Here is a 6,616-nt window from a genome sequence, read left to right on the forward strand (position 1 = left end):
TCGACCGTCAACGAGGCCCAGACGTTCGACATGTCCAAGCCGGACACTGTCCGGCGCTACGTGGAAACGTTCGCCATCAACGGGCTTCGCTGAAGGACTGAGCGGCGTCGCTCAACTAAACAATAGATGTACTATTGTTCTCCGATGTCGAATGGCTTTCGACACTGGATTCTCGATCGGTGGTCAGCGCATGGGCGAACGGACATTGGCCGGCAAGCGGGTCGTGGTGGTGGGCGCATCGGCCGGGATCGGGCGGGCGTTCGCCGTCCGTGCCGGCAAGGAGGGCGCCGACCTGCTCATCGCGGCGCGCCGACGAGACCGTCTCGACGAGGTCGCCGCCGATGCCGGCTGCGGCGCGGCCATCAGCGCGGATGTGCGTAACCCTGACGATTGCGCGCGGCTCGCCGATATGGCCCGAGCGAGCCTTGGTGAAATCGACCTGCTGTTCATCTCGGTGGGGTACGCGCCCTTGAGAATGTTCGCCGACACTTCCGTCGACGATTGGACGGACGTGATGCAGACCAATGTCGTCGGTGTGCATCAAGTCATCAAGTGCTGCCTGCCGGTGCTCGCGCCCGCCGCGATCGTCAGCGCCCTGTCCTCCGAAACCGTCGGCCAGCCACGGACCGCGTTGGGCGCCTATTCCTCCAGCAAGGCCGCGCTATCAGAAAGCCTGAATGCCTGGCGCACTGAGCATCCCGGCTTTCGCTACTGCTGTGTCACCGTGGGTGGCACCGTTCCGACGGAGTTCACCGCGGCGTTCGACCCCGGGCTGCTCGGCGTGGTCGTGCAAGATTGGGTGGCGCGCGGCCTCTTGCAAGAGACATTGATGTCGCCCGCCGACGTCGCCGACATGCTGGCGGGAACGTTCGCCAGCGCTTTGAACTTTCCCGCCGTCGGCCTCGAGCAGCTCGTAATTCGTCCACCGTCGTCGCCGCGTCGCGCCGTGACGGTATGAGGCCGGCGACGAGAGGGTAGTGATGCCAACGCAAGTCGAGTCGGCGTGGCCCGATTACCCCGATTACCGGATCGAGGCGACCCCGTGTCCATACCGGGGTCAGGTGTGGTTTGGTGACGTGCTCGTTGCCCAGAGCGACCGGTGCCTCGTGGTGACCGAGACCGACCACGAGGACCGCTTGTACTTTCCCGAATCCGACGTGCGGTGGGAGTTGTTCCGCCCGTCGGATCACAGCACCGTCTGCCCTTTCAAGGGCCGGGCGAGTTACTGGAGCCTTGACGGGGCGGATTCCGGCGTCGAGAACGTCGTGTGGGCCTACCGCACCCCGTTGCCAGAGGTCGCAGCGATTGCGGGACACGTCTGTTTCTACGACGACCCGCTGCGGGTGGTCGTCGTCGAAGAGTGGCCGGACGGCTCAAAGATCCCTGCGACGTTCCCGCTATGGGGAGACGCCGACGAGCTGTGCAGAATCATCGACGTGCAGCAGGTATCCGAAAGCGGGTTCGTCGGGCCAGCGCACGGGCCGACGCGTCGCAATGTCGTCGAGGGTGGCCAGCTGCTCGGCGAGGCGATCGTCGCGGCGTCGAAAGCGCTTCCCGGGCAACGAATCACGTCGGCATCGATGATCTTCGCCAAAGCGGCTTCATTCGACGCGCCCGTGGACCTGTCCGTCGATGTGCTTCGCAGGGGCAGATCGTTTTCATCGGCCGAAATACGCATCAGCCAGGGCGGGGTGCTGCGTAGTGCGGGCTTGGTGCTTGCGGACTCCGGAGCCGGCGACGTCATGCGGCACGTCGAGGCCATGCCGGCCGTTCCGGGGCCCGACGAGGCGGTGTCGTTTCCTGGCTTCGGGATGACCGGCCGCGAGATCCGGGTGGTCGATGGGGCTTACGATCCGGATCCCGATCGGGTGGGCCCGCCGATCATCAACGTGTGGGTGCGATTCCGCGATGCGCCGCCGACCCCTTACCTGCAGACGGCGTTGCTGGCCCAGTCGACGACGCATTGGACTATCGCCGCGGGTATGTTGCCGCATCCGGGTTTGGGCGAAGCCCGCGCGCATGCCACCTTGTCGACCGGAATCATGAAAGCCACCATCGCGTTTCACGACGACGTGGATGTTACCGACTGGCTGCTGTACACCAACCACGCCTTCTGGTCGGGACGGGGGCTTGTGCAGGGCGACGGCCGGGTGTTTGCCCGAGATGGACGGCTCGCCGCGTCGTACACGATCCAGGCGATGGTGCGTGAGTTCGCGACCGAGCCCGCGGCGATGGGCCGCGACAGCCGCACGGCTATGTGATGGGCAGGTGAAATTCGCGACCGCGTCAGCGCAGGCCGTTGATCGCGAATTTCTCGACGTAGCGGCGGACCGTGGCCGGCTTGGTCATATCGAAGGTCAGACCTTGGTTGACAGTCGAAAAGGAATAGATGATTCTCGCCAGCCATTCGCTGGCCGCACTCACGTCGACGCCGGTGCCCACCTCGCCGCGTTTCTGGGCGGCCCGCACGTAGGGTTCGAGAAACTGCGTGGATCGCCGGACCGCGGTGTCACCATCGGAGATCATGTGCCGCATCAGCTCGGCATCGTCGGCCATCAAACGGTTCCGTGTGCGATGGTCGAGCAGGATTCTGGCGTGGGTTTCCGCCATCGCGCCGACCTGCTCAGCCAGCGTGTTCTTCTTGGACATGGCGGAAGCGACCTCCCGATAAAACCGCTGCGCACCGAATTCGATTGCGGCGTGGATGAGCACGTTGCGGTCTTCGAAGTACCGGTACACCGTGCCCCGCGACACGTTGGCTTTTCGCGCGACGTCCTGCACGCTGGTGCGCTGGATGCCGAGCTGGGTGAAGCATTCGTTCGCCGCCTCGAGGATCTGGTCTCGGCGATCGAATTCCCCGTCCGATTCCAGATCGGCAGGGGCGGGTTTCGTCGACATGTCGCCCTATGCTACGCGACAAATTTCGGCGTTGTGTTCCGTTGATGGGCCAATTCGTCACTGAACTGGGCCCGGATAGTAGTCATTGCGACACACATCGTACTGCTGTCTAGTATGGCTGACGTCGGCGGTGACGCCAGAAACGAGGGCAGCGCGTGGAGCTTGGCCTGGGGGGACGCAATTTCGTTCTCGTCGGCGGGACGACTGGTATCGGGTTCGCCGCCGCGCGGCAGCTCGCGGCCGACGGTGCCAACGTGGCGCTGCTGGCTCGTAACGGGGAGCGTGCTCGAGCGCGGGCCGAGCAATTGACCGCAGACTACGGAGTGCGGGCGGTCGGAATCGCCGTCGACGCGGCCGCCCCGGGCGACGGGGTGGATCGCGCTGTCGACGAGGCGGCGGCGAGCCTGGGGCCGCTGCGCGGCCTGGCCGTCACCGCGGGACCGATGAATCAACAGGGGCCGTTCCTCGAACACGGCGACGAGTCGTGGGACTGGTATTACCAGTTGATTTTGATGGGAACCGTGCGCTCCTGCCGCGCGGTCATCCCGCACCTGCAACGCAATGGCGGTGGAACCATCGTCACGACGGCCGCGTATTCCGTTCGGGCGCCGAAGATCCTGATTCCGCCGTACAACGCGCTCAAGGCGGCCGTGTTGACCTTGTCAAAGATCCTGGCGAAAACGCATGGCCCCGAGGGCATCAGGGTCAACACCGTATGCCCGGGGCTGTTCGACACCGAGGTCAACGACTTCATCCGCGCCCGGCGGGCGGCAGAGTACGGGGTGGCGCTGGAGGACGCGATCTATACGCACCTCGCGAGCAACCCGGACTGGAACATGCGGGTTGCCCTCCGCCGCGGCGGGCGTCCCGAAGAAGCGGGCGAGCTGATCGCCTTCCTGCTCAGCGACAGGGCAGCTTTCATGACCGGTGCGGCCGTCAACATCGACGGGGGCACGGACTTCTGACCCCCTCAGAGCCCGATCTCGTCGGCGAGGAGCCCCCGGTGATAGGACGCGTCGCCCAGCAGGTGCCCTGACGATTGAGCCCGCTTGAAGTACAGATGGGCCGGATGCTCCCAGGTGAATCCGATCCCACCGTGAATCTGGATATTGGCGGCAGCGGCCCGCGCATACGCCTCCGAACTGCACGCCTTGGCCAGCGACGCCACCGCCGGCAGTTCTGGCGAGCGTTGGGCCGCGGCCCGCACCGCGTAATAGGCTGCCCCGCGGGCACATTCGATATCGAGGAATACATCGGCGCACTTGTGCCGGATGGCCTGGAATGAGCCGATGGGCTTGCCGAACTGTTTGCGGGCCTTCGCGTAGGCGACGGCCATCTCGAGGCAGCGTTGCGCGCCGCCGACCTGTTCGGCGGCCAGCGCGGCGCAGCCAAGCGCGAGGGTCGACCGCAACAATTCCTCCGCGCCGCCCAAACGACCGACGAGCGAGGCCGGCGTTGTGGTGAATTCGATGCGGGCCTGTTTTCGAGTCTGGTCCAGGCTGGACAGCGCGCGTCGGGCGACGCTGTCGAACCGGTCGACGGCGAACAACGACAATCCGGAGTCGGCCTGGGCGGCCACGAACAGCACATCGGCGCTGCAGCCATCGAGGACATAGGTTTTGGCTCCGTCCACCACCCAGCCGTGTGCCGTTTCTCGCGCCCGCGTGTGGATCGCACCGGCTTCCCAGCGGCCCGACTCCTCGGTGACGGCCAGGCTGGCGATGGTCGCTCCGGACGCGATGCCCGGCAGGTATCGTTGTTGCGCCGCGTAGTCACCCGAATCAAGCAGCGCGCTCGACGCCAGTACCGCCGACGCGAAGTATGGCGACGGAGCCAGGGCGCGCCCCAATTCCTCGGTCACGACGCCGAGTTCGACAAACGTGTACCCCTGACCGCCGAATTCTTCCGGGATTGCGAGCCCCACCAGGCCCAGCTCGTCGGACATTTGCGCCCACAGCGACGGGTCGTAGCCCACCGGGTTTTCCATGTGGCCGCGCACGCGTGCCTCGTCGGCCTTGCTTTCGAGAAAAGAGCGCACGACGCGGCGCAGCTCATTCTGCTCGTCGGTGAATCCGAAACCCATTGCACGACCAGACATCACGACTCCGCGGGCGCGCGACCGGTCGGGCTCACCCGCGGTGCTTCAGCGCCCTGGCGCAGGGTGCGCAGCCAATCGCCGACGGCGGCCGGGGCCGGGACCGGCGCGTCGAAGCGGCCGGGGTCGGCGGCCCAGAAAGCCTCCCACGACGGGAACGCATGGTGGAACGAGCCGTCCTGGTTCGGGCTGCCGGGCCAGCGCACCTTCCGCGGACCGACCGGCGGGTCGGTGATGTCGCTTCGGTACCAGAACAGCGGGATGCGGCGCGCGAAATACCAATGGCCGTCCCGCCTTTCGTAGCGGTCCAGATAGGCCAGCAGCTCGATGAACCACGCGCCCTCGGTTTCCAAGTCGTTACGCGAGTAGACGAGTCCGCTCGCGGTGTCGGTGTCGTGGACGTCGATGACATGGCCCAGGACACCGTGCGCGCTGCCCAGCAGCGTCGGACGAACCTCGGCGTCGTACCATTGGCGCATCGCGTCGCGGCCGCGGCGCTTGCCCGGCACCCCGATGTCGTCGACGAAAAGGTTTGCCAGGGAGTCGAAGTCGCGCATGTCCAACGCCACCGCGTACCGTGCCGCCAGCTGACGGATTTCCTCGATGGCCTCCAGGCGGGCGATCCGCGCCTCCAACCCGGTCATGCCAGCTCCCCCGAGGTGACAAGTTGCACCAACCGTGGCTTGTCGATCTTGTTCGTGGTGGTGTACGGCAGCCGATCGGCGTCGGGGAGAATCACCCACCGCTTCGGAACCTTATAGGCGGCGAGTTCCTTGCGGCATGCCGCCGCGAGTTCATCCTGCGAGGCGCACCGCCCCTGGTTGAGCACAACCACGGCGCAGACGAGCGCACCCTTGTCCGCGTCCGGAACGCCGACGACATAGGCGATCCGCACGCCGTCGACGCCGCCGATCACCGCCTCGACCTCCACCGGTGCGACGTTGGCGCCAGAGGATTTGATCATGTCGTCGGTGCGTCCGGTGAAGAACAGGAAACCCTCGTCGTCCAGGTATCCGGCGTCTCTCGTGTGGTACCAGCCGTCGGCGTCGAACAGATCGCTGTGCTGCCGTCCGATCATGCCGCGCATCATCGCGACTCCCCGCACGCAGATTTCCCCGATGGTGCCGTTGGGCACCTCCGCACCGCACTCGTCGACGACCTTGTGCTGGTAGCCGGGTGCGGCAACCCCGAGTGAACCGCGCTTGCTTTCGGGCACCGGTTCGTGTGGTGGCCACCAGGTGTGGGAACTGCACGTTTCGGTCATCCCCAACTGCGTCACCAGCAGTGACGGATCGGCCGCGCGCAGTTCCGGCGGTAGCAGCACCTGGTGGTATCCCCCGCGCAGACTTGACAGATCGGCGGAGGCGAAGTCGGGATGATTCGCCAGTGCCCGGCCGACGTGCGGGAACCCCGTTGCGTAAGTGGCGCGCTCGGTTTCGAGTAGGCGCAGCACGTCGCCGGCGTCGAACTTGTGCTCGGTGAGAATGGTGGCGCCGGTCTGCATCGGCCCGAGCAGACCGAAGACCAGACCGGCGACCCAGAAGAACACCATCGGGATGTAGACCCGGTCGTCGGGCTTCCACTCGTGCTGGGTGGCGACGAAGCGGGAGTGCGTAATCACGG

7 protein-coding genes are annotated in these 6,616 nt (G+C 65.9%); 3 read left to right on the forward strand and 4 right to left on the reverse strand.

What is annotated here, in order from left to right; genetic code table 11:
* The first annotated feature begins 151 nt into the window (after positions 1–151).
* Together A9X03_RS02650 and A9X03_RS02655 are read left to right on the forward strand one after the other, a co-directional pair.
* A complete protein-coding gene (locus A9X03_RS02650) occupies positions 152–958 on the forward strand; it encodes an SDR family oxidoreductase (RefSeq protein WP_231975334.1) in 807 nt (268 codons plus the stop codon).
* 22 nt (positions 959–980) lie between these two features.
* Positions 981–2,261, forward strand: coding sequence for a DUF427 domain-containing protein (locus A9X03_RS02655; protein WP_068259569.1), 1,281 nt, complete (start codon positions 981–983; stop codon positions 2,259–2,261).
* Between the two features lie 25 nt (positions 2,262–2,286).
* On the opposite strand, the gene A9X03_RS02660 is transcribed toward A9X03_RS02655, so the two are convergent.
* The gene (locus A9X03_RS02660; RefSeq protein ID WP_068259560.1) at positions 2,287–2,898 is read right to left on the reverse strand and encodes a TetR/AcrR family transcriptional regulator; all 612 of its coding nucleotides are present in this window, start codon (positions 2,896–2,898) and stop codon (positions 2,287–2,289) included.
* Positions 2,899–3,053: 155 nt separating this feature from the next.
* Between A9X03_RS02660 and A9X03_RS02665 the strand changes: the two genes are divergently transcribed.
* Positions 3,054–3,863, forward strand: a complete 810-nt coding sequence (locus A9X03_RS02665; protein WP_082950287.1) for an SDR family NAD(P)-dependent oxidoreductase — start codon at positions 3,054–3,056, stop codon at positions 3,861–3,863.
* A gap of 5 nt (positions 3,864–3,868) precedes the next feature.
* Here the strand turns inward: A9X03_RS02665 and A9X03_RS02670 are convergent, their stop codons facing one another.
* From A9X03_RS02670 to A9X03_RS02680, 3 genes are all read right to left on the reverse strand, one after another.
* Positions 3,869–4,996 carry an acyl-CoA dehydrogenase family protein gene (locus tag A9X03_RS02670; RefSeq protein ID WP_231975335.1) on the reverse strand — a complete coding sequence of 376 codons (1,128 nt, stop codon included), beginning with the start codon at positions 4,994–4,996 and terminating at the stop codon, positions 3,869–3,871.
* Positions 4,996–5,637, reverse strand: coding sequence for a nuclear transport factor 2 family protein (locus tag A9X03_RS02675; RefSeq protein ID WP_067747124.1), 642 nt, complete (start codon positions 5,635–5,637; stop codon positions 4,996–4,998). Before A9X03_RS02675 ends, A9X03_RS02670 begins: the two co-directional genes overlap by 1 nt.
* On the reverse strand, positions 5,634–6,616 hold a 983-nt coding region (locus A9X03_RS02680), incomplete at its 5' end, for a class I adenylate-forming enzyme family protein (RefSeq protein WP_156746450.1). The genes A9X03_RS02675 and A9X03_RS02680, both read right to left, overlap by 4 nt.

It is taken from the genome of Mycobacterium sp. E1715, from assembly GCF_001667625.1.
Lineage (GTDB): Bacteria > Actinomycetota > Actinomycetes > Mycobacteriales > Mycobacteriaceae > Mycobacterium.

What these genes read in the sequence shown, in the direction of transcription:
- A9X03_RS02660 (WP_068259560.1), bottom strand. Translation starts at nt 2,898, where the DNA reads ATGTCGACGAAACCCGCCCCTGCCGATCTGGAATCGGACGGGGAATTC.
- A9X03_RS02675 (WP_067747124.1), bottom strand. Translation starts at nt 5,637, where the DNA reads ATGACCGGGTTGGAGGCGCGGATCGCCCGCCTGGAGGCCATCGAGGAA.
- A9X03_RS02650 (WP_231975334.1), top strand. Translation starts at nt 152, where the DNA reads ATGGCTTTCGACACTGGATTCTCGATCGGTGGTCAGCGCATGGGCGAA.
- A9X03_RS02670 (WP_231975335.1), bottom strand. Translation starts at nt 4,996, where the DNA reads ATGTCTGGTCGTGCAATGGGTTTCGGATTCACCGACGAGCAGAATGAG.
- A9X03_RS02655 (WP_068259569.1), top strand. Translation starts at nt 981, where the DNA reads ATGCCAACGCAAGTCGAGTCGGCGTGGCCCGATTACCCCGATTACCGG.